Source organism: Pseudomonas sp. KCJK9058 (genome assembly GCF_046230975.1).
Classification (GTDB): domain Bacteria; phylum Pseudomonadota; class Gammaproteobacteria; order Pseudomonadales; family Pseudomonadaceae; genus Aquipseudomonas; species Aquipseudomonas alloputida.
This window is the reverse complement of record NZ_JBJJLR010000004.1, coordinates 126,715-145,858: the sequence shown is the minus strand read 5'-3', so window position 1 is coordinate 145,858 and position 19,144 is coordinate 126,715. Positions and strand designations below refer to the sequence as shown.

General features: G+C 63.6%; 18 protein-coding genes. 13 read left to right on the top strand and 5 right to left on the bottom strand.

Features of this window, described 5'->3' with window-relative positions:
• The first annotated feature begins 66 nt into the window (after nt 1-66).
• From ACK59Z_RS04580 to ACK59Z_RS04525, 12 genes are all read left to right on the top strand, one after another.
• The gene (locus ACK59Z_RS04580) at nt 67-456 is read left to right on the top strand and encodes a DUF2946 domain-containing protein (protein ID WP_108191006.1); all 390 of its coding nucleotides are present in this window, start codon (nt 67-69) and stop codon (nt 454-456) included.
• A gap of 47 nt (nt 457-503) precedes the next feature.
• Complete coding sequence (locus tag ACK59Z_RS04575; RefSeq protein WP_108191007.1) at nt 504-989, top strand: copper chaperone PCu(A)C; 486 nt, start codon at nt 504-506, stop codon at nt 987-989.
• Between the two features lie 22 nt (nt 990-1,011).
• On the top strand, nt 1,012-1,443 hold the full coding sequence (locus ACK59Z_RS04570; RefSeq protein ID WP_108191008.1) for a DUF2946 domain-containing protein: 432 nt from the start codon (nt 1,012-1,014) through the stop codon (nt 1,441-1,443).
• A gap of 66 nt (nt 1,444-1,509) precedes the next feature.
• A complete protein-coding gene (locus tag ACK59Z_RS04565) occupies nt 1,510-3,576 on the top strand; it encodes a TonB-dependent copper receptor (protein ID WP_004577042.1) in 2,067 nt (688 codons plus the stop codon).
• 56 nt (nt 3,577-3,632) lie between these two features.
• Nucleotides 3,633-5,000: a PepSY domain-containing protein gene (locus ACK59Z_RS04560; RefSeq protein WP_108191009.1), complete on the top strand. Its 1,368-nt coding sequence runs from the start codon at nt 3,633-3,635 to the stop codon at nt 4,998-5,000.
• Between the two features lie 221 nt (nt 5,001-5,221).
• Nucleotides 5,222-6,628, top strand: a complete 1,407-nt coding sequence (gene cycA, locus ACK59Z_RS04555) for a D-serine/D-alanine/glycine transporter (RefSeq protein ID WP_108191010.1) — start codon at nt 5,222-5,224, stop codon at nt 6,626-6,628.
• A 317-nt stretch (nt 6,629-6,945) separates the two neighbouring features.
• Entirely contained in the window at nt 6,946-8,211 is a 1,266-nt protein-coding gene (gene urtA, locus ACK59Z_RS04550) for an urea ABC transporter substrate-binding protein (RefSeq protein ID WP_003249642.1), read from the top strand.
• Between the two features lie 140 nt (nt 8,212-8,351).
• The gene (gene urtB / locus ACK59Z_RS04545; RefSeq protein ID WP_108191011.1) at nt 8,352-9,839 is read left to right on the top strand and encodes an urea ABC transporter permease subunit UrtB; all 1,488 of its coding nucleotides are present in this window, start codon (nt 8,352-8,354) and stop codon (nt 9,837-9,839) included.
• On the top strand, nt 9,839-10,918 hold the full coding sequence (urtC, locus tag ACK59Z_RS04540) for an urea ABC transporter permease subunit UrtC (protein WP_108191012.1): 1,080 nt from the start codon (nt 9,839-9,841) through the stop codon (nt 10,916-10,918). The genes urtB and urtC overlap by 1 nt, the downstream gene beginning before the upstream one ends.
• Entirely contained in the window at nt 10,915-11,772 is an 858-nt protein-coding gene (gene urtD / locus ACK59Z_RS04535; protein ID WP_003249637.1) for an urea ABC transporter ATP-binding protein UrtD, read from the top strand. Before urtC ends, urtD begins: the two co-directional genes overlap by 4 nt.
• 154 nt (nt 11,773-11,926) lie before the next feature.
• Nucleotides 11,927-12,625 carry an urea ABC transporter ATP-binding subunit UrtE gene (gene urtE, locus ACK59Z_RS04530; RefSeq protein ID WP_003249634.1) on the top strand — a complete coding sequence of 233 codons (699 nt, stop codon included), beginning with the start codon at nt 11,927-11,929 and terminating at the stop codon, nt 12,623-12,625.
• Nucleotides 12,626-12,656: 31 nt separating this feature from the next.
• Complete coding sequence (locus tag ACK59Z_RS04525; protein ID WP_409292479.1) at nt 12,657-13,172, top strand: GNAT family N-acetyltransferase; 516 nt, start codon at nt 12,657-12,659, stop codon at nt 13,170-13,172.
• Between the two features lie 349 nt (nt 13,173-13,521).
• Here the strand turns inward: ACK59Z_RS04525 and ACK59Z_RS04520 are convergent, their stop codons facing one another.
• Together ACK59Z_RS04520 and cbpA are read right to left on the bottom strand one after the other, a co-directional pair.
• Complete coding sequence (locus tag ACK59Z_RS04520; RefSeq protein ID WP_003249630.1) at nt 13,522-13,827, bottom strand: chaperone modulator CbpM; 306 nt, start codon at nt 13,825-13,827, stop codon at nt 13,522-13,524.
• A 2-nt stretch (nt 13,828-13,829) separates the two neighbouring features.
• Nucleotides 13,830-14,789 carry a curved DNA-binding protein gene (gene cbpA / locus ACK59Z_RS04515; protein ID WP_003249627.1) on the bottom strand — a complete coding sequence of 320 codons (960 nt, stop codon included), beginning with the start codon at nt 14,787-14,789 and terminating at the stop codon, nt 13,830-13,832.
• A 164-nt stretch (nt 14,790-14,953) separates the two neighbouring features.
• On the opposite strand from cbpA, the gene ACK59Z_RS04510 reads away from it, so the two are divergent.
• Nucleotides 14,954-16,225: an Hsp70 family protein gene (locus ACK59Z_RS04510; RefSeq protein ID WP_012053839.1), complete on the top strand. Its 1,272-nt coding sequence runs from the start codon at nt 14,954-14,956 to the stop codon at nt 16,223-16,225.
• 654 nt (nt 16,226-16,879) lie between these two features.
• Here ACK59Z_RS04510 and ACK59Z_RS04505 read toward each other — a convergent pair.
• The 3 genes from ACK59Z_RS04505 to ACK59Z_RS04495 form a co-directional block, all read right to left on the bottom strand.
• On the bottom strand, nt 16,880-17,887 hold the full coding sequence (locus tag ACK59Z_RS04505; RefSeq protein WP_003249623.1) for an AI-2E family transporter: 1,008 nt from the start codon (nt 17,885-17,887) through the stop codon (nt 16,880-16,882).
• A gap of 69 nt (nt 17,888-17,956) precedes the next feature.
• Nucleotides 17,957-18,244 (bottom strand): PsiF family protein, encoded by a 288-nt coding sequence (locus ACK59Z_RS04500; RefSeq protein ID WP_003249621.1) that lies wholly within the window; start codon nt 18,242-18,244, stop codon nt 17,957-17,959.
• A gap of 63 nt (nt 18,245-18,307) precedes the next feature.
• Nucleotides 18,308-19,096: a helix-turn-helix transcriptional regulator gene (locus ACK59Z_RS04495; RefSeq protein WP_019752613.1), complete on the bottom strand. Its 789-nt coding sequence runs from the start codon at nt 19,094-19,096 to the stop codon at nt 18,308-18,310.
• Nucleotides 19,097-19,144: the final 48 nt, after the last annotated feature.

Below are 19,144 nucleotides of genomic sequence, written 5' to 3'. Positions count from 1 at the left end.
CACCCCGGCATTTTTACCTATACTCCGCCTTACAATAGCCACCACGATTCCTGACCGGATCTCTCCATGCCCCCACGTCGGCACATTGCCTGGGTAGCCTGCCTTGCAGTGCTATTCAACTTGCTGGCCATGCCGCTGTCTTCTGCTGCGCCCAAGGGCCCGGCCGAGCAGCTGCTGTGGGGGGCTTTCTGTTCCAGCATGGCCAACAAGGCCAACGTCGACGTTCAGGCCCTGGCCAAGATCGACCTCGGCCCGCAAAGTGACGACAGCGCCGGCATGATGAACTGCTGGTGCTGCTCCGGTGCCGTGCCGTTGCTGGCCCTGCCCGGCTACCCGCCACAGTTGCACCACCCGCCGACACTGCTCAGCGGGCTGCTGCCGCCAGCTGCCAAGTACACACCCACGCCCCGCCAGCTCTGGCCTGGGCTGAATCCTCGTGCCTCTCCGCTAGCCTGAGTTCATCACGCTGTCTGCCTGAACCAGAACGGAAACGGAGATTCACCATGCTCAAGCACGCCCTCGTCATGGCCGCCCTGCTGCTGCCTGGCGCCTTTGCCAATGCCCACGAATACAGCGTGGGTGACCTGCACATTGCCCACCCGTGGTCGCTGCAATTGCCACCCAACGCGCCTAACGTCGCTGCGTATTTCGTGGTGCACAACAAAGGCCAGGCCGATGACCGCCTGCTCAGCGTCGACAGCCCCATCAGCGATGACGCGCAACTGCACGAGCATGCCATGAGCGCCACTGGCGCCATGAAGATGCAACAGGTGCGCAGTGTGGTAGTACCTGCCGGCAAGGACCTGACCTTTGCCCCTGGCGCCTACCACGTGATGCTGATGCAGCCCAAGGACCGTAGCCTGCTCAGCGACGGCAAACGCTTCCCGTTGACCCTGCACTTCGAAAAGGCCGGCGATATCACCGTCGAAGTGGCCGTGCAGAAGCAGGCGCCAGCGGACCAGCCGCAAGCCCACGAACACGCGCACTGATACCTGCTGACAGGCACGCGCCATGAGCCTGCCGCGCCACAGCATCGGCCGTACCATCCGCCCTGACCTCAGGCGCGCCGGTGGCGGATGGCTGAGCCTGTTCGCCATGTGGATGATCTTCATCGGCCCACTGATTTCCCAGTCGATGCCGATGGACCACCACGCGGGCATGAACATGCCGATGGACATGCCGATGGCGGCTGCCCATCAGCACGGCGGCGACGCCCATCACGGCCACGGCGGCGATGGCCAGCTGCATGTGATGTGGGAAAAGTGCGGTTACTGCAGCCTGTTGTTCAACTGCCCGGCCCTGCCCCAGGCCCTCAGCCCGCTCAGCGCCGGCAGCATCGTCCCCACCAACCACCTGCTTGCGCCAACGCACCAGGGCCATGCCCGGCAGGCTGTATTCCCTGGTGCGCGCAGCCGCGCCCCGCCTTCTTCGATCAACGTCTGAAACCACATTTTGCGCACGAAGCCAGGAGGCTTCGCGCTAACTCATGACTGATCGACTGGAATCATTATGTCCGGCTGCACCCCTGTTTTTGCCTTGTCCCTGCGTGGGACCATCGCCGCCCTGTGCGGTTCGCTGCTCGCACCCATGGCCCTGGCCGCCGACCCTGGCCATGAAGGCCATGTGCACGACGCACCCGAGCTGAGCCCGACGGTGATCACCGCCGTGGCCCCGAGTTCACCGCTGACCGTGGTCACCAACCCGAAAGACCCGCGCCAGCCAGTGCCGGCCAGCGACGGCGCCGACTACCTGAAGACCATCCCCGGCTTCTCGGCAATCCGTGCCGGCGGTACCAACGGCGACCCGGTATTGCGCGGCATGTTCGGCTCGCGCCTGAACATCCTCACCAACGGCGGCTTGATGCTTGGCGCCTGCCCCAATCGCATGGACGCGCCCACGTCCTATATCTCGCCAGAAACCTACGACCGCCTGACCGTGATCAAAGGACCGCAGAGCGTCATCTGGGGGCCCGGCGGCTCGGCCGGCACCATCCTCTTCGAGCGCGAACCGGAGAAATTCGGCACCCTCGGCAGCCGCGTCAACGCAAGCCTGCTGGCCGGCTCCAACGGCCGCTTCGACAAGGTGCTGGATGCTGCGGCCGGCAACAGTCAGGCCTATGCCCGCTTCGTCGGCAACCAGTCACGCTCGGACGACTACCACGACGGCAACAACGACACCGTGCCGTCGCGCTGGGACAAGTGGAATGGCGATGTCGCCCTCGGCTGGACACCCGACCAGGACACCTTGCTGGAGCTGACTGCCGGCAAGGGTGACGGCGAAGCCCGCTACGCCGGGCGCGGCATGGACGGTTCGCAGTTCAAGCGCGAAAGCCTGGGCCTGCGCTTTGAAAAGTCCAACCTCGGCGAGGTGCTCGACAAGGTCGAGGCGCAGGTCTACTACAACTACGCCGACCATGTGATGGACAACTACAGCCTGCGCACGCCGTCGGGTAGCGGCATGATGGGCATGCCGATGGTCAGCAACGTCGACCGCCGCACCATGGGTGCACGCATCAAGGCCACCTGGCGCTGGGCCGACGTGCAGCTGATCAGCGGCATCGACGCGCAAACCAACGAACATCGCAAGCGTGGCGGTATGGGTGTGGACGCACACAAGGGCCAGGCCTGGACCAAGGACGCCGACTTCCACAACTACGGCGCCTTCAGCGAACTGACCTGGTACGTCAGCGGTGAGGACCGCTTGATTACCGGCGCCCGTCTGGACCGCGCCTCGGCGCGCGACTTCCGCAAAACCAGCGCCACCGAGGGCGACACCCGTGCCGACACCCTGCCGAGCGGTTTCATCCGCTACGAGCACGACCTCGCAGCCATTCCAGCCACCACCTACATCGGCCTCGGCCACGCCCAGCGCTTTCCCGACTACTGGGAGCTGTTCTCACCCAAGCTGGCACCCGCCGGGGCAGCCAACGCCTTCGATGGCATCAAGCCAGAGAAAACCACCCAGCTCGACTTCGGCATCCAGTACCGCACCGAGCGCCTGGAGGCCTGGGCTTCGGGCTATGTCGGGCAGATTCGCGACTACATCCTGTTCGACTACCGCACCGGCATGATGGGCATGAGCACCTCGCAGGCGCAGAACATCGACGCCCGCATCATGGGTGGCGAACTGGGCGCCGCCTACCAGCTGACTGACAACTGGAAGGCCGACGCCACGCTTGCCTACGCTTGGGGCAAGAACAGCAGTGACGGCAAGGCGCTACCTCAAATGCCTCCCCTGGAAAGCCGCCTGGGCCTGACGTACAGCCGCGATGTGTGGAGCGTCGGCGCACTGTGGCGGCTGGTGGCGGCGCAAAACCGCATTGCCGAAAACCAAGGGAACGTCGTTGGCAAGGACTACGACAAGAGCGCCGGCTTCGGCGTGTTCTCCCTGAACGGCGCCTACAAGGTGAACAACAACCTCAAGCTCAGCGCAGGGGTCGACAACCTGTTCGACAAAACCTACGCCGAGCACTTGAACCTGGCCGGGAACGCCGGGTTCGGCTACCCGGCTACAGATCCACAGCCGGTCAACGAGCCAGGCAGGACCTTCTGGACCAAGGTCGATTTCAGCTTCTGACAACAACGGGCGCAGCTTCGGTTGCGCCTTTCAGCTGGTCAAAAAAGGAGGTTCCCATGAGAGGAACACGCGTCTCTTTCTACAACCTGGCCTGGCGTTGGCATTTTTATGCGGGGCTGTTCGTGGCCCCGTTCATGATCCTGTTGGCAATCACCGGGATCATCTACTTGTTCAAGCCCCAGCTCGACCCGCTGCTGTACCGCGAGCTGATGGTGGTCGAGGCCGGCCAGCACCGGCAGGGCGCAGACACGATGCTGGCTGAAGTGCGCCAAGCCTACCCAAAGGGCCACATCGCCCAGTACTTGCCGCCACTGAACGCCGCGCGCAGTGCGCAGTTCGTGGTGCATGACGGCGGGCGCGAACTGAACGTGTTCGTCGACCCATACAGCGGCAAGGTCCTCGGCGAACAGGACGGCAAGCAGAACCTGCAGGCCATCGCCCGCGCCCTGCATGGCGAGCTGATGGTCGGCACGGTCGGTGACCGGCTGGTGGAACTGGCGGCGGGCTGGGGCATCGTGCTGGTGGTATCGGGCCTGTACCTGTGGTGGCCGCGCGGGCGCAGTGGCGCTGGCGTGCTTTGGCCGCGGCTGACGGCACGCGGCCGGCTGTTCTGGCGTGACCTGCACGCGGTAACCGGTTTCTGGGGTTCGGCCTTGCTGTTGTTGATGCTGATCAGCGGCATGACCTGGACCGGCTTGTGGGGCAAGCAGTACGCTGATTTGTGGAACCGCTTCCCGGCAGCCATGTGGAACGACGTGCCCAAGTCGGACCAGCAGGCGCGTGAGCTGAACAGCGCACACCGCCAGACCGTGCCCTGGGCCATGGAAAACACGCCGATGCCACAGTCCGGTGCACACGCCGAGCACGGCGGGCACCACATGATGTCGGACCCGCCTGCAGCGCCCCAGGTGAGCGTGCAGCAAGTCGAAGACATTGCCACTTCGCGTCAGGTCGAGCCGGGCTACAGCATTACCCTGCCCACCACTGCCGACGGGGTGTTCACCATTGCCGTGTTCGCCGACGACCCGCGCAACGACGCCACCCTGCATGTCGACCAATACACCGGCAAGGTTCTGGCCGATGTGCGCTGGCAGGACTACAGCCCGGTTGCCCGCGCCACCGAGCTGGGCGTGATGCTGCACGAAGGCAAGATGTTCGGGGCGCTGAACCAGATCATCATCCTGCTGGTGTGCCTGATGATCCTGCTGGGTTCGGTGAGCGGGCTGGTGATGTGGTGGAAGCGCCGGCCGGACGGCGGCCTGGGCGTACCGCCTTTGCGTCATGACCTGCCACGCTGGAAGGCGGCGGTGGCAGTGATGCTGGTGCTGGGGGTGATGTTCCCGCTGGTAGGGGTGTCGATGGTGGTGATGTGGGGGGTGGATAGTTTGGTGGTGAGGCGCCGCAGGGTCTTGGCCAGCGCTTGAGCCTTGTGTTGCCTGTGCTGGCCTCTTCGCGGGTAAACCCGCTCCTACAGGGGACCGCGTTGCCTTTGTAGGGCCGGGTTTACCCGCGAAGAGGCCGGTCCAGGCCAAATGCTGAGCTGCAAATGGAGAGTCGATCTGTCGCGCCCCGAACTGGAACGCGCGTGTTAGCCTAGCCGGCTACCTCTGACAAGAAGACTGGCCTTTACAAGGGAATGCAGCCTATGACGCAAACCTCACCCATAGCGACAGATGAACCGCACCTGCAACGCAACCTGACCAACCGCCACATCCAGCTGATCGCCATCGGCGGCGCGATCGGTACCGGTCTGTTCATGGGCTCAGGCAAGACCATCAGCCTGGCCGGGCCATCGATCATCTTCGTCTACATGATTATCGGCTTCATGCTGTTCTTCGTCATGCGCGCCATGGGCGAACTGCTGCTGTCGAACCTGAACTACAAATCGTTCATCGACTTTTCCGCCGACCTGCTCGGCCCCTGGGCCGGCTACTTTACTGGCTGGACCTACTGGTTCTGCTGGGTGGTCACCGGCATTGCCGATGTGGTCGCCATCGCCGCCTACACGCAGTTCTGGTTCCCTGACTTGCCGCAGTGGATACCGGCGCTGACCTGCGTAGGGCTGCTGCTGTCGCTGAACCTGGTCACCGTGAAAATGTTCGGCGAAATGGAGTTCTGGTTCGCCCTGGTCAAGATCGTTGCCATCCTCGGTCTGGTCGTGACCGGCCTGTACATGGTCATCACCGGCTTCACCTCGCCCAGCGGGCGTACCGCCCAGCTGGCCAACCTGTGGAATGACGGCGGCATGTTCCCCCATGGCCTGATGGGCTTCTTCGCCGGTTTCCAGATCGCCGTGTTCGCCTTCGTCGGCATCGAGCTGGTGGGTACCACCGCCGCCGAAGCGAAGAACCCGGAACGCACCCTGCCGCGGGCGATCAATTCGATCCCGATCCGCATCATCGTGTTCTATGTGCTGGCGCTGATCGCGATCATGGCCGTGACCCCGTGGCGCGACGTGGTGCCAGGCAAGAGCCCATTCGTTGAGTTGTTCGTGTTGGCAGGCCTGCCGGCGGCAGCGAGCATCATCAACTTCGTGGTGCTGACCTCGGCGGCCTCCTCGGCCAACAGCGGCGTATTCTCCACCAGCCGCATGCTCTACGGCCTGTCGCAGGAAGGTGACGCGCCCAAGGCCTTTGAAAAACTGTCGAGCCGTTCGGTGCCGGCCAACGGCCTGTACTTCTCGTGCACCTGCCTGTTGCTGGGTGCAGTGCTGATCTACCTGGTGCCGAACGTGGTCGAGGCATTCACCCTGGTCACCACCGTGTCAGCGGTACTGTTCATGTTCGTGTGGACGCTGATTCTGCTGTCATACCTGAAGTACCGCAAAGACCGCGCGGCGCTGCACCAGGCATCGAACTACAAGATGCCGGGCGGGCGCTTCATGTGCTACGTGTGCCTGTCGTTCTTCGCTTTCATCCTGGTGTTGCTGAGCCTGGAAGCGGATACCCGTTCAGCGCTGGTGGTGACGCCGATCTGGTTTGTGGTGCTGGCGGTGACCTACCAGCTCGTACGCAGCAGGCGCCATCCCCGCACGGCCGTGCGTAACGGCTGATGGCCTCGGGGGCTGCGTCGCAGCCCTTTCGCGACACGAGGCCGCTCCCACGAAGGCACGGTGTACGTCCGATGTGGGAGCAACTGTCTTGCTCAATTTCTAAAAGCTGGCGCCTGTGGGAGCGGCCTTGTGTCGCGATGGGCCGCACCGCGGCCCCAATCCTGTGCACACAATTCCATCAGGCACCAACCTGGATCCAACCAACGCCCCAACACCTCGCACAGCCCCTCTAAACCGTACCTTTTGCCACTAGGCACACCCCTTGCAACGCCCTCCCCGCTTGCCCAACACCATAAAAAACTCAGCGGAGAGAGCACATGAAGCGTCGCAGTCTGATCAAGGCCCTTACCCTCAGCGCATCGATTGCGGCGATGGGCCTGAGCTGGAGTATCCAGGCCGCCGAGACCATCAAGGTCGGTATCCTGCATTCGCTTTCCGGGACCATGGCCATTTCCGAGACATCGCTCAAGGACATGGCGCTGATGACCATCGAGCAGATCAACGCCAAGGGTGGCGTGAACGGCAAGATGCTGGAACCGGTGGTGGTCGACCCGGCGTCCAACTGGCCGCTGTTCGCTGAAAAGAGCCGCCAACTGCTGACCCAGGACAAAGTGGCCGTGGTGTTCGGCTGCTGGACCTCCGTGTCGCGCAAGTCCGTTCTACCGGTGTTCGAAGAACTCAACGGCCTGCTGTTCTACCCGGTGCAGTATGAGGGCGAAGAGATGTCGCCGAACGTGTTCTACACGGGCGCCGCCCCGAACCAGCAGGCCATCCCGGCCGTGGAATACCTGATGAGCGAGGACGGCGGCAGCGCCAAGCGCTTCTTCCTGTTGGGCACCGATTACGTCTACCCGCGCACCACCAACAAGATCCTGCGCGCATTCCTGCACAGCAAAGGCGTGGCCGACAAGGACATCGAAGAGGTTTACACGCCCTTTGGCCACGCTGATTACCAGACCATTGTCGCCAGCATCAAAAAGTTCTCCGCCGGCGGCAAGACCGCTGTCATATCCACAGTCAACGGTGACTCCAACGTGCCGTTCTACAAGGAACTGGCCAACCAGGGCCTGAAGGCCACCGACGTGCCGGTGGTGGCCTTCTCGGTGGGCGAGGAGGAACTGCGCGGCATCGATACCAAACCGCTGGTGGGCCACCTGGCGGCATGGAACTACTTCGAATCGGTGGATAACCCGGTCAACCAGAAATTCGTCGCCGACTGGAAGGCCTACGCCAAGGCCAAGGGCCTGCCGGGTGCCGACAAGGCCGTGACCAACGACCCCATGGAAGCCACCTACGTGGGCATCCACATGTGGGCCCAGGCTGTCGAGAAAGCCAAGTCCACTGACGTTGACAAGGTCCGCGAAGCACTGGCCGGGCAGAGCTTCGAGGCGCCGTCGGGCTTCACCCTGACCATGGACAAGACCAACCACCACCTGCACAAGCCGGTGATGATTGGCGAGATTCAGGATGACGGCCAGTTCAGCGTGGTGTGGGAAACCGAGCAGCCGCTAAGGGCGCAGCCTTGGAGCCCGTTCATTCCAGGCAATGACAAGCGGCCAGATTACGCCGTGAAAGGTAACTGAGTGCATGGGGCTGCTTTGCAGCCCATTCGCGGGTGAACCCGCTCCTACAAGGACCGCGCAGGTTTCAAACCTTGCACCGTCTCTGTGTAGGCGCGGGTTCACCCGCGAAGAATCCAACACCGATTTCCAGGATTGCCCGCATGCTCAGACTCCTGCTCACACTTCTCCTGCTAATCCCCCTGGCAACCCACGCCAGCGAGGGCGAATTCTTTCTCACCGCCAAGCCCGCCGAGCAGGCCGGCCTGCTCGAAGGCTGGGCAGCACAACCCGATGCCGCGCGCCTGCCGCTGCTGGAAAATCTGCGCCAAGGCCGCATCGCCACCGATGACACGCGCAAGGTGCGCCTGAACAACCGCCTGCGCGGCCTGATCGACAACGCTCTGGCCAGCCATCAGTTGCTCAGCGACGACAGCGACACCCGCCTGGCCGCCGCACAACAACTGCAAAAAACCGCAAAACCCGCGCAAATGGCCTTCCTCGACCGGCGCTTCGCCGCCGAGCCGGACGCCGCCGTACAGGCCGCCCTCGGCCTGGCCCTGGCCAACCTGCAACTGGGCGCCAGCGAGCCTGCGGTACGCCTGGCCGCCGTGCGCCTGCTGGGTGAAACCGGCGACCCGCTGGCCCGCACCCGCCTCGAAGCCCTGCTGCAGCCCGATGCAGAACTAGACCCGGGCGTGCGCACAGCCGCCGAAACGAGCCTGGCCCAGGTCAAGCGCAAACTGCTGGTAGGCGAACTGCTCGGCCAGGCCTTCAGCGGCCTGTCGCTGGGTTCGGTCCTGCTGCTGGCAGCGCTGGGCCTTGCGATTACCTTCGGCCTGCTTGGGGTGATCAACATGGCCCATGGCGAGATGTTGATGCTCGGCGCCTACAGCACCTACATGGTCCAGGTACTGCTGCAGCGCTTCGCCCCAGGCGCCATCGAGTTCTACCCGCTGATTGCCCTGCCGGTGGCGTTCGCCGTCAGTGCCGGGGTAGGCATGGCGCTGGAGCGCACGGTGATCCGCCACCTGTACGGCCGGCCACTGGAAACCCTGCTGGCCACCTGGGGCATCAGCCTGATCCTGATCCAGGCCATCCGCCTGCTGTTCGGCGCGCAGAACGTCGAGGTGAGCAACCCAGCCTGGCTGTCTGGCGGCATCCAGCTGCTGCCCAACCTGGTGCTGCCGTACAACCGCCTGGTCATCATCGGCTTCGCCCTGGCCGTGGTGCTGCTCACCTGGCTGCTGCTCAACCGTACCCGGTTGGGCCTGAACGTGCGCGCAGTCACCCAGAACCGCAACATGGCCGCCTGCTGCGGCGTGTCCACCGGGCGCGTCGACATGCTCGCCTTTGGCCTCGGCTCGGGCATCGCAGGGCTCGGTGGCGTGGCCTTGAGCCAGGTGGGCAATGTCGGCCCGGACCTGGGCCAAAGCTACATCATCGATTCATTCCTGGTGGTGGTGCTCGGCGGCGTCGGGCAACTGGCCGGTAGCCTCTGGGCCGCGTTCGGCCTGGGCATCGCCAACAAGCTGCTGGAGCCGCAGATCGGTGCCGTACTCGGCAAGATCCTCATCCTTGCGTTGATCATTCTGTTCATCCAGAAACGCCCGCAAGGCCTGTTCGCCCTCAAGGGACGGGTAATCGACTGATGAACCAGCCACTGCTTGTCACTGCTACGCAAAAGACCGGCCCACGCCTGACCCTTGCCATCGGTGCCGTCGTCGTCCTGCTGCTGGTGGCTTTGCCACTGTGCTCACTGCTGCCGGCAGACCATGCCCTGCACGTGTCGGCCTACACCCTGACCCTGGTCGGCAAGATTCTTTGTTACGCCATCGTCGCCTTGGCCCTGGACCTGGTCTGGGGCTATGCCGGGCTGCTGTCACTGGGCCATGGCCTGTTCTTCGCCCTGGGCGGCTATGCCATGGGCATGTACCTGATGCGGCAGGCCGCCGGCGACGGCCTGCCCGGGTTCATGACCTTCCTGTCATGGACCGAACTGCCCTGGTACTGGGCCGGTACCCAGCATTTCGCCTGGGCCCTGTGCCTGGTGGTGCTGGCGCCCGGGCTGCTGGCGCTGGTGTTCGGCTGGTTCGCTTTCCGCTCGCGGATCAAAGGCGTGTACTTCTCGATCATGACCCAGGCCCTGACCTTTGCCGGCATGCTGCTGTTTTTCCGCAACGAAACCGGCTTCGGCGGCAACAACGGCTTCACCAGCTTCCGCACCATCCTCGGCTTCGACATTGCAGCCCAGGGCACCCGCGCGGTGTTGTTCCTGCTGACCGTGGGCCTGCTGCTGGCCAGCCTGTACCTGTGCTGGCGCCTGACCCGCAGCAAGTTCGGCCGCCTGCTTACCGCCGTGCGTGACGCTGAAAACCGCATGATGTTCTGCGGCTACGACCCGCGCGGCTTCAAGCTGCTGGTGTGGGTACTGAGCGCCGTGCTGTGCGGCCTGGCCGGTGCGCTGTACGTACCGCAGGTGGGCATCATCAACCCCAGCGAGATGTCGCCGACCAACTCGATCGAAGCCGCCGTCTGGGTAGCCTTGGGCGGGCGCGGCACGCTGATCGGCCCGCTGCTCGGTGCCGGCCTGGTCAACGGTATGAAAAGCTGGTTCACCGTGGCCTTCCCCGAGTTCTGGCTGTTCTTCCTCGGCGCGTTGTTCATCCTCGTTACCCTGTACCTGCCCAAGGGCGTGGTCGGCCTGTTGAAGAAAAGGAGCCAGCCATGAGAGGCGTGCCCCCAGTCCACCCGGAGTTCATGCTGGAACCGGTATTCGACAACCTCGGCGCCGGGCGCGATGCCATCGGCCTGGGCCACAGCCGCAAGGCCGGACTGGATACCCGACACGGTACGGTGCTGAGCCTGGAAGACATCAGCGTCAGCTTCGATGGTTTCAAGGCGCTCAACGCGCTGAACCTGTACATCGGGGTGGGCGAGCTGCGCTGCATCATAGGCCCCAACGGTGCCGGCAAGACCACGATGATGGACGTAATCACCGGCAAGACCCGCCCCGACAGCGGCACGGCTTACTTCGGCGATACCCTCGACCTGACCCGCATGAGCGAATACCAGATCGCCCAGGCCGGCATTGGCCGAAAATTCCAGAAGCCCACAGTGTTCGAAGCGCTGACCGTGTTCGAGAACCTGGAACTGGCGCTGAAGACCGACAAGTCGGTGTGGGCCAGCCTGGCCGCGCGCCTGAGCGGTGACCAGCGCCAGCGTATCGAGGACGTGCTGACCACCTTGCGCCTGCTGCCGCTGGCCCAGCGCCAGGCCGGCTTGCTGTCGCATGGGCAGAAGCAGTTTCTGGAGATCGGCATGCTGCTGGTGCAGGAGCCGCAACTGCTGCTGCTCGATGAACCGGTGGCCGGCATGACCGATGCCGAGACCGAATTTACCGCCGAGCTGTTCAAGGGCCTGGCTGGCAAGCATTCGCTGATGGTGGTGGAGCATGACATGGGCTTCGTCGGCAGCATTGCCGACCATGTGACCGTGCTGCACCAGGGGAGCGTGCTGGCGGAAGGCTCGCTGGAGCAGGTGCAGGCAGATGAGCGGGTGGTCGAGGTGTATCTGGGCCGGTGACCGGATTTGAAATTTTTGGCGCCTGTGCCGGCCTCTTCGCGGGTAAACCCGCTCCTACAGGGGGCGTAATGCCATGGGGCGGTTCCCGTCGTAGGAGCGGGCTTGCCCGCGAAAAGGCCGGCACAGGCACAGCATCCCTTTCAGGAACTCTCACATGCTCAAGATCGACACCCTGCACCAGTACTACGGCGGCAGCCACATCCTGCGCGGCCTGTCCTTCGAAGCCAAGGTCGGCGAAGTGACCTGCCTGCTGGGCCGCAACGGCGTGGGCAAGACCACCTTGCTGCGCTGCCTGATGGGCCTGGTGCCCGCCCGCGACGGCAGCATCGAATGGGAAGGCAAGCCGATCACCGCGTTCAAACCACAGCAACGGGTGCAGGCCGGCATCGCCTACGTGCCCCAGGGCCGCGAAATCTTCCCGCGCCTGACCGTCGAGGAAAACCTGCTGATGGGCCTGTCGCGCTTCCCCGCCCGCGAAGCCCGCGAGGTACCAGCCTTCATCTACGAGCTGTTCCCTGTGCTGGAGCAGATGAAACAACGCCGCGGTGGCGACCTGTCTGGCGGCCAGCAGCAACAGCTGGCCATCGGCCGCGCCCTGGCCAGCCGCCCGCGCCTGCTGATTCTCGACGAGCCGACCGAAGGCATCCAGCCGTCGGTGATCAAGGAGATCGGCGCGGTCATCCGCCGCTTGGCCGAGCGTGGCGACATGGCAATTTTGCTGGTGGAGCAGTTCTACGACTTTGCCGAAGCGCTGGCTGACCAGTACCTGGTCATGGCCCGCGGCGAAATCATCCAGCGCGGCCGCGGCGAAAACATGCAAGCCGAAGGTGTACGCGGGCTGGTAACCATTTAATCTGCGAGCAACGACCTTGCGAGACGCTGTCATGAGCTACGAAATCCGCGATGCCCGGCCCACCGATGTGCCGGGCATACTGGACATCTACAACGACGCGGTGCTCAACACCACGGCGATCTGGAACGAAACCCCGGTGGACCTCGGCAACCGCCAGGCCTGGTTTGAAGCGCGGGCGCAGCAGGGCTACCCGATTTTGGTAGCTACAGATGAGACGGGCGTGCTGGGGTATGCCTCGTTTGGCGACTGGCGGCCGTTCGAGGGCTTTCGCCTGACTGTGGAGCACTCGGTGTATGTCCGTGGCGACCAACGGGGCAAGGGATTGGGGCCGGTGTTGATGGCCGCGCTGATCGAGCGTGCGAAGGGGTGCGGCAAGCATGTGATGGTGGCGGCCATCGAGAGTGGCAATGCGGCGTCGGTTCGCCTGCATGAGCGGCTGGGCTTCGTGGTGACCGGCCAGATGCCGCAGGTGGGGGTAAAGTTTGGCCGCTGGCTTGATCTAACCTTCATGCAACTGGTGCTGAACGCGGGCGCCGGACCGACCTGAAATACGGTCCATTGCGGGGGCGGCCTTGGGTCGCGAACGGGCTGCAAAGCAGCCCTGGCAATGTTGCGGTGGAGCAAAGATCTGGGGCTGCTGCACAGCCCATCGCGACACAAGGCCGCTCCCACAGATACCGGCAAGGCCTGATCGTCAAACAGCCAGTACTCCGGCGTTCGCCCGGAAGGTTGAACCCGGGCGCCGAACCGACCTGAAATGCGGTCCATTGTGGGAGCGGCCTTGTGTCGCGAACGGGCTGCAAAGCAGCCCTGGCAATGTTGCGGTGAAGCAAAGATCTGGGGCTGCTGCGCAGCCCATCGCGACACAAGGCCGCTCCCACAGCCGGCAAGGGAACCTACATCTGAATAAACCGGCCCAGCCGCTGCTTCAGCATGTTGTTCTCACTGCGCAACTGCTGCACTTCCTGCAGTAACTCCAGCGCCAGCGCCACCCCTTCCCACTCCAGTTCCAGCTCCTGGTGCAGCTTCACCGCTCGTTTGGTCACCAACGGCGCCTGATCGTCAAACAGCCAGTCCTCCGGCGTTCGCCCGGAAGGTTCGACAATGCCATGTTCGACGATTTCGATCACGCATTCAGCCGTGACATCGGCTTCCTGACACAGGGTACGCATGTCCAGTTGAACGATCAGGGTGCTGCTCATGATCACTTACTCCATTGTGTCCTCGGGTTGAACGCAGCTTTCTCGGAAAGCTTGGTCCAGAGTTCGCGGGCAGATTCGTCCGACGCAGGCGGCATCACCACCTTGAGCTGCGCATAAAGGTTGCCGCGCTCTCCCTGCTTGTTGACCAGGCCCTTGCCCGGTACACGCAGGCGCTGGCCGCTCTGGCTGTCAGGACGGATGGTCAGGTTGATCTTGCCATCCAGGGTCGGAACCGCCACCTTGGCGCCCAGGGCCGCCTCCCACGGTGCCAACGGCACAGTGATGATCAGGTCATGACCTTCGACATCGAACAGCGGGTGCGGTGCCATGCGGATGGTCAGGAACAGGTCACCGTTGGCCCCGCCACCGCTGCCCGGCGCACCCTGGCCCTTGAGGCGGATGCGCTCGCCGTCGGTCACCCCAGCCGGAATCCTCACGTTCAAGGTCTTGGTGGTGAAGCCGGTGCGCTGGCCCATGGCATTGGTTTGCGGCACCTGGAAGCTGATCTGCTTGGACTCCTTGCTCAGGGTCTCTTCAAGGAACACTGCCAGTTCAAGCTCCACGTCCTGCCCCCGCCTGCCGGCACTGCGTTGCTGCTGCCGGGCGCCACCGAAGGGGTTGCCACCCGCACTGCGCCCACCGAAGATCGAGCTGAAGAAGTCGGAGAAGTCGCCGCCTTCGAAGCCGCCGCCGCCACCACGGTTTTCCCAACCCGGTGGGGCCTGGAACGGCCGGCCATGCTGGCCGCCGTACTTGCGGATTTCGTCGAACTCGGCACGTTTCTGCGCGTCGCCCAGCACCTCATAGGCCTCGTTGGCCTCCTTGAATTTCTCCTCGGCGTCGCGCTCCTTACTGACATCGGGGTGATACTTGCGCGCCAGTTTGCGGTACGCGGCCTTGATCGCCTTTTCGTCCGCAGTGGGCTCTACGCCGAGTATCTTGTAATAGTCTTTGAAGTCCATTTGTGGATCACCAATGTGAATGTGCGTGTTGCAACTGAAGATAGGGGTCAAGCATAGCCTTTCAAGACCGACTTGGGTTTGCCTCAAGGCAGACGACTGGTCTTGATTCTGTAGCCAACTGGCATACACTGCGCGGCCGTTTTGCCTCCGGAAGCCCATTTCCCATGTCTGACGTATCCCCGGCCCGCGCCCTGGGCATCGACTTTGGCACCTCCAACTCCACGGTCGGTTGGCACCGGCCTGGCGTCGAGTCGCTGATTGCCCTGGAAGACGGCAAGATCACCTTGCCCTCGGTGGTGTTCTTCAATATCGAAGAGCGGCGCCCGGTGTATGGCCGCCTGGCGCTGCACGAGTACCTGGAAGGCTACGAAGGCCGCCTGATGCGCTCGCTGAAAAGCCTGCTGGGCTCGAAGCTGATCAAGCACGACACCAGCGTGCTGGGCAGCGCCCTGCCGTTCAAGGACCTGCTGGGCATGTTCATCGGCGAGCTCAAGAAGCGCGCTGAAGCGGCCGCTGGCCGTGAATTCGACCAGGTGGTGCTGGGCCGCCCGGTGTTCTTCGTCGACGAAGACCCGGCTGCCGACCAGGAGGCCGAGGACACCTTGGCCGAAGTGGCGCGCAAAATCGGCTTCAAGGACGTGTCGTTCCAGTACGAACCGATTGCCGCAGCCTTCGACTATGAGTCGAGCATCAGCCGCGAAGAGCTGGTGCTGATCGTCGACATCGGCGGTGGTACCTCGGACTTCACCCTGATCCGCCTGTCGCCCGAGCGCCACCTGGTCGCCGAGCGCCAAAGCGACATCCTCGCCACGGGCGGTGTGCACATTGGCGGTACCGACTTCGACAAGCAACTGAGCCTTCAGGGCGTGATGCCGTTGTTTGGCTATGGCAGCCGCATGAAGAGCGGTGCGCTGATGCCGACCAGCTACCACCTCAACCTGGCCACCTGGCACACCATCAACGCCTTGTATTCGCAGAAGTCACAGTTGGCGCTGGGTAGCATGCGCTATGACATCGAGGACAGCTTCGGCATCGATCGCCTGTTCAAACTGATCGAGCAGCGCGCTGGGCACTGGCTGGCGATGGAAGTAGAAGCCAGCAAGATCGAGCTGACCGAGCATGACAGCCGCCACATCGACCTGCGGCGCGTCGAGCCCGAGCTGACTGCGGAACTGACCCGCGCGCTGTTCGAAGAGGCGATCGAAGGCCTGCTGGAGCGCGTGCGCGGTAGCGTGACCGAGCTGCTGGCCAAGGCTGGGGTAAGCGAAGACCAGGTCGATACGGTGTTCTTCACCGGTGGTTCAAGCGGCATTCCGGCGCTGCGCAACAGTGTTTCGGCGATGCTGCCGAATGCGCGGCATGTGGAAGGCAACATCTTTGGCAGCATTGGTAGCGGGCTGGCCATCGAGGCGCGCAAGCGTTACGGCGCGGCCTGATTTGTCGTTTAGCCTGTAGCCGCGAACGGGCCGGCCCTGCTGGCCAATCTCCACCCGCCTTTCACCGTTGCTGCCGCTACCGTATTCGCGGGTAAACCCGCTCCTACGCACCGATCGGGGGTGGACACACGTCGGTGATTGGCCGCAGGCCCCTGTAGGAGCGGGTTTACCCGCGAAAGGGCCGGCCCTGCTGGCCAATCTCCACCCGCCGTTCACCGTTGCCGCCGCTACCGCATTCGCGGGTAAACCCGCTCCTACGCACCGATCGGGGGTGGACACACGTCGGTGATTGGCCGCAGGCCCCTGTAGGAGCGGGTTTACCCGCGAAGAGGCCGGCCCTGCTGGCCAATCTCCACCCGCCGTTCACCGTTGCCGCCGCTACCGCATTCGCGGGTAAACCCGCTCCTACGCACCGATCGGGGGTGGACACACGTCGGTGACTGGCCACAGGCCCCTGTAGGAGCGGGTTTACCCGCGAAGAGGCCGGCCCTGCTGGCCAATCTCCACCCGCCGTTCACCGTTGCCGCCACTACCGTATTCGCGGGTAAACCCGCTCCTACGCACCGATCGGGGGGGACACACGTCGGTGACTGGCCACAGGCCCCTGTAGGAGCGGGTTTACCCGCGAAAGGGCCAGTACAGGCCACTACATGATCAGACCAGCTCCGCCCGCTTCAGCTCACTCTTCAGATAGGCATAGTAGATGGGCCCCGCCACGACACCGGGCAGCCCGAACGCCGCCTCGAATACCAGCATCGCCAGCAGCAATTCCCACGCCTTGGCACTGATCTGCCCACCCACGATCCGCGCGTTGAGGAAGTACTCGACCTTGTGGATGACGATCAGGTAACCCAGCGCCGCCGCCGCCACCCAGATCGACAGCGACAGGCCGACGATGGTGATCAAGGTGTTGGACATCAAGTTGCCGATCACCGGCAGCAAGCCCAGCAGGAAGGTCAGCACGATCAGCGTCTTGGTCAGCGGCAGGTGCACGTCGAACAGTGGCATCACCACGGCCAGGAAAATGCCGGTGAAGATCGTGTTGAGCAGCGAGATCTTGATTTGCGCGAACACGATGTTGCGAAACGCCTTCACCAGCAGGCTAAGACGTTCGAACAGCGCCGCCGCCAAGGGCTTGCGCCGGGAGATATCGGGAATACGCTGCAAAGCGATGATGGCGCCGAGGATCATGCCGATCAGCATCGTCACGAACATGTGGGCCATACCCTTGCCCACCAGCTGCAAATCGCTCAGGTGGCTCTTGATCCAGTCACCGATGGCCACCTTGAACTCTGCGGCACTGGCAGGCAGGTAGCCCTCGATGAAGGGTGGCAGCTGACCGCGAGCACGCTCGACCAAGGCCATGAACTTGTCCAGCGAGGCGCCGGGGTTTTCCGCCTCGTGCAGCAGGAAGCTGAAGGCACCGGCAATCAGCAGTGTCAGGGTGCTGACCACCAGCGTGCCGAGCAGCGCCACGGCCAGCCAGCGCGCGCGTTGGCCAGCAAGCAGCGGTTGCAGGCGAGGGGTCAGCATGTTGACCAGTTCGAACACCAGCAGACCGGCCAGCAGGCTGGGCAGCAACTTCAGGGGCAAAGCCAGCAGCAGCCCAGCCATGACGATGATCAGGCTGGCCAGGGTGATCTGACGGGGAGTAAAGGTCATACAGCCTCGACGGCAGACAGCGGGAATGCCGCAGTCTGCCAGCCTTGGCGGCGCAGGCATAGGCGCAGGTCATTTCTTCTTCAGGCAATCGCTCATAAAGGCCTTGCGCTCGTCCCCCTTCAGGGCTTTGGTGGTGGCGTCAGCATTGCAGGTCTTCATTTTGTCTTGCTGGGTTTGTGGCACATCCTTTTTCAGGCAGGTGCTCATGAACGCTTTGCGTTCATCGCCCTTGAGGGCCTTGGCGGTGGCGTCGGCGTTGCAGGTTTTCATCTTTTCCTGCTGCGCGGTATTGGCAGCGAAACCTTGGGCACTGAACAACACCGCCAGGGCCAGTAACGGGATTTGCAGCACTTTCATGGAGTGGTCTCCTTGGCTCCGCGCACGATGCACGGGGATCGAGCTGAGTGTAGCCAAGAATGTTCAGCGCCCCGCCCGCGCCTGCCGGCGGTACTGCTCGGGCGTACACCGGGCCTGACGCTGGAACATGGCGATGAACGCCGAAGCGCTGCTGTAGCCAAGGTCGAAGGCGATGGCCTGAATCGGCAGGCCGGCTTCCAGTGCTTCGATGGCACGCAGAAAACGCAGGCGCAGGCGCCATTCGCCAAAGCTGATGCCCAGCTCGCGCAGAAACTGGCGGGCCAGGGTGCGTTCGCTGACATGCACCCGGGCGGCCCAGTCGGCCAGCGGGCGGTTGTCCCCCGGCTCGGCGCTGAGCGCGTCGAGCACCTGGCGCAAGCCATCGCTGTGGGCAAACGGCAAGTAGCAGGCCAGGGTGGGCGCCAGCAGCAACTGGTCAAGCAGTACCTGTACCAGACGCTGGTCACGCTCGTCCTCGGCCACCTTGAGATTGCGGCGGGCGAAGTCACCGAGGATAGCCTTGAGGATGTCACTGATCATCAGGCTGCACGGGTGCGATGGCAGCGCTGCGCACAGGCTGCGGTCGAGATAGATGGAACGGTAGACGATGGCCTGGGGGTTGTAGCAGCCATGCTCGGTGTCGGGCGGCACCCAAACGGCGTAGTGCGGCGGCGACAGGAAGCGCTGGCCGGCCACATCCAGATGCATTACGCCGTGGGCGGTGTAGTTCAGCTGGCCCCAGCCGTGTTGGTGCACGGCGCTGTGGGTGTCGGCAACGAACTCGTCGTGGCGGAAGTACACCGAGGCCGGCAGTTGGGTGAACTGGGGGATATCAAGGTATTTGCGCGGCATGCTGTCTGCTTTGCAGGGTCGATTGTCTGGATAGAAGTATAGGCTTGT

Excerpts from the sequence above, each read along its gene's own strand:
- ACK59Z_RS04525 (WP_409292479.1), top strand. The coding sequence starts at position 12,657 with ATGAGCTACGAAATCCGCGATGCCCGGCCCACCGATGTGCCGGGCATA.
- urtE (WP_003249634.1), top strand. The coding sequence starts at position 11,927 with ATGCTCAAGATCGACACCCTGCACCAGTACTACGGCGGCAGCCACATC.
- ACK59Z_RS04495 (WP_019752613.1), bottom strand. The coding sequence starts at position 19,096 with ATGCCGCGCAAATACCTTGATATCCCCCAGTTCACCCAACTGCCGGCC.
- ACK59Z_RS04520 (WP_003249630.1), bottom strand. The coding sequence starts at position 13,827 with ATGAGCAGCACCCTGATCGTTCAACTGGACATGCGTACCCTGTGTCAG.
- ACK59Z_RS04580 (WP_108191006.1), top strand. The coding sequence starts at position 67 with ATGCCCCCACGTCGGCACATTGCCTGGGTAGCCTGCCTTGCAGTGCTA.
- ACK59Z_RS04510 (WP_012053839.1), top strand. The coding sequence starts at position 14,954 with ATGTCTGACGTATCCCCGGCCCGCGCCCTGGGCATCGACTTTGGCACC.
- ACK59Z_RS04565 (WP_004577042.1), top strand. The coding sequence starts at position 1,510 with ATGTCCGGCTGCACCCCTGTTTTTGCCTTGTCCCTGCGTGGGACCATC.
- ACK59Z_RS04575 (WP_108191007.1), top strand. The coding sequence starts at position 504 with ATGCTCAAGCACGCCCTCGTCATGGCCGCCCTGCTGCTGCCTGGCGCC.
- urtB (WP_108191011.1), top strand. The coding sequence starts at position 8,352 with ATGCTCAGACTCCTGCTCACACTTCTCCTGCTAATCCCCCTGGCAACC.
- urtC (WP_108191012.1), top strand. The coding sequence starts at position 9,839 with ATGAACCAGCCACTGCTTGTCACTGCTACGCAAAAGACCGGCCCACGC.
- ACK59Z_RS04500 (WP_003249621.1), bottom strand. The coding sequence starts at position 18,244 with ATGAAAGTGCTGCAAATCCCGTTACTGGCCCTGGCGGTGTTGTTCAGT.
- cycA (WP_108191010.1), top strand. The coding sequence starts at position 5,222 with ATGACGCAAACCTCACCCATAGCGACAGATGAACCGCACCTGCAACGC.
- ACK59Z_RS04570 (WP_108191008.1), top strand. The coding sequence starts at position 1,012 with ATGAGCCTGCCGCGCCACAGCATCGGCCGTACCATCCGCCCTGACCTC.
- ACK59Z_RS04505 (WP_003249623.1), bottom strand. The coding sequence starts at position 17,887 with ATGACCTTTACTCCCCGTCAGATCACCCTGGCCAGCCTGATCATCGTC.
- urtA (WP_003249642.1), top strand. The coding sequence starts at position 6,946 with ATGAAGCGTCGCAGTCTGATCAAGGCCCTTACCCTCAGCGCATCGATT.
- ACK59Z_RS04560 (WP_108191009.1), top strand. The coding sequence starts at position 3,633 with ATGAGAGGAACACGCGTCTCTTTCTACAACCTGGCCTGGCGTTGGCAT.
- urtD (WP_003249637.1), top strand. The coding sequence starts at position 10,915 with ATGAGAGGCGTGCCCCCAGTCCACCCGGAGTTCATGCTGGAACCGGTA.
- cbpA (WP_003249627.1), bottom strand. The coding sequence starts at position 14,789 with ATGGACTTCAAAGACTATTACAAGATACTCGGCGTAGAGCCCACTGCG.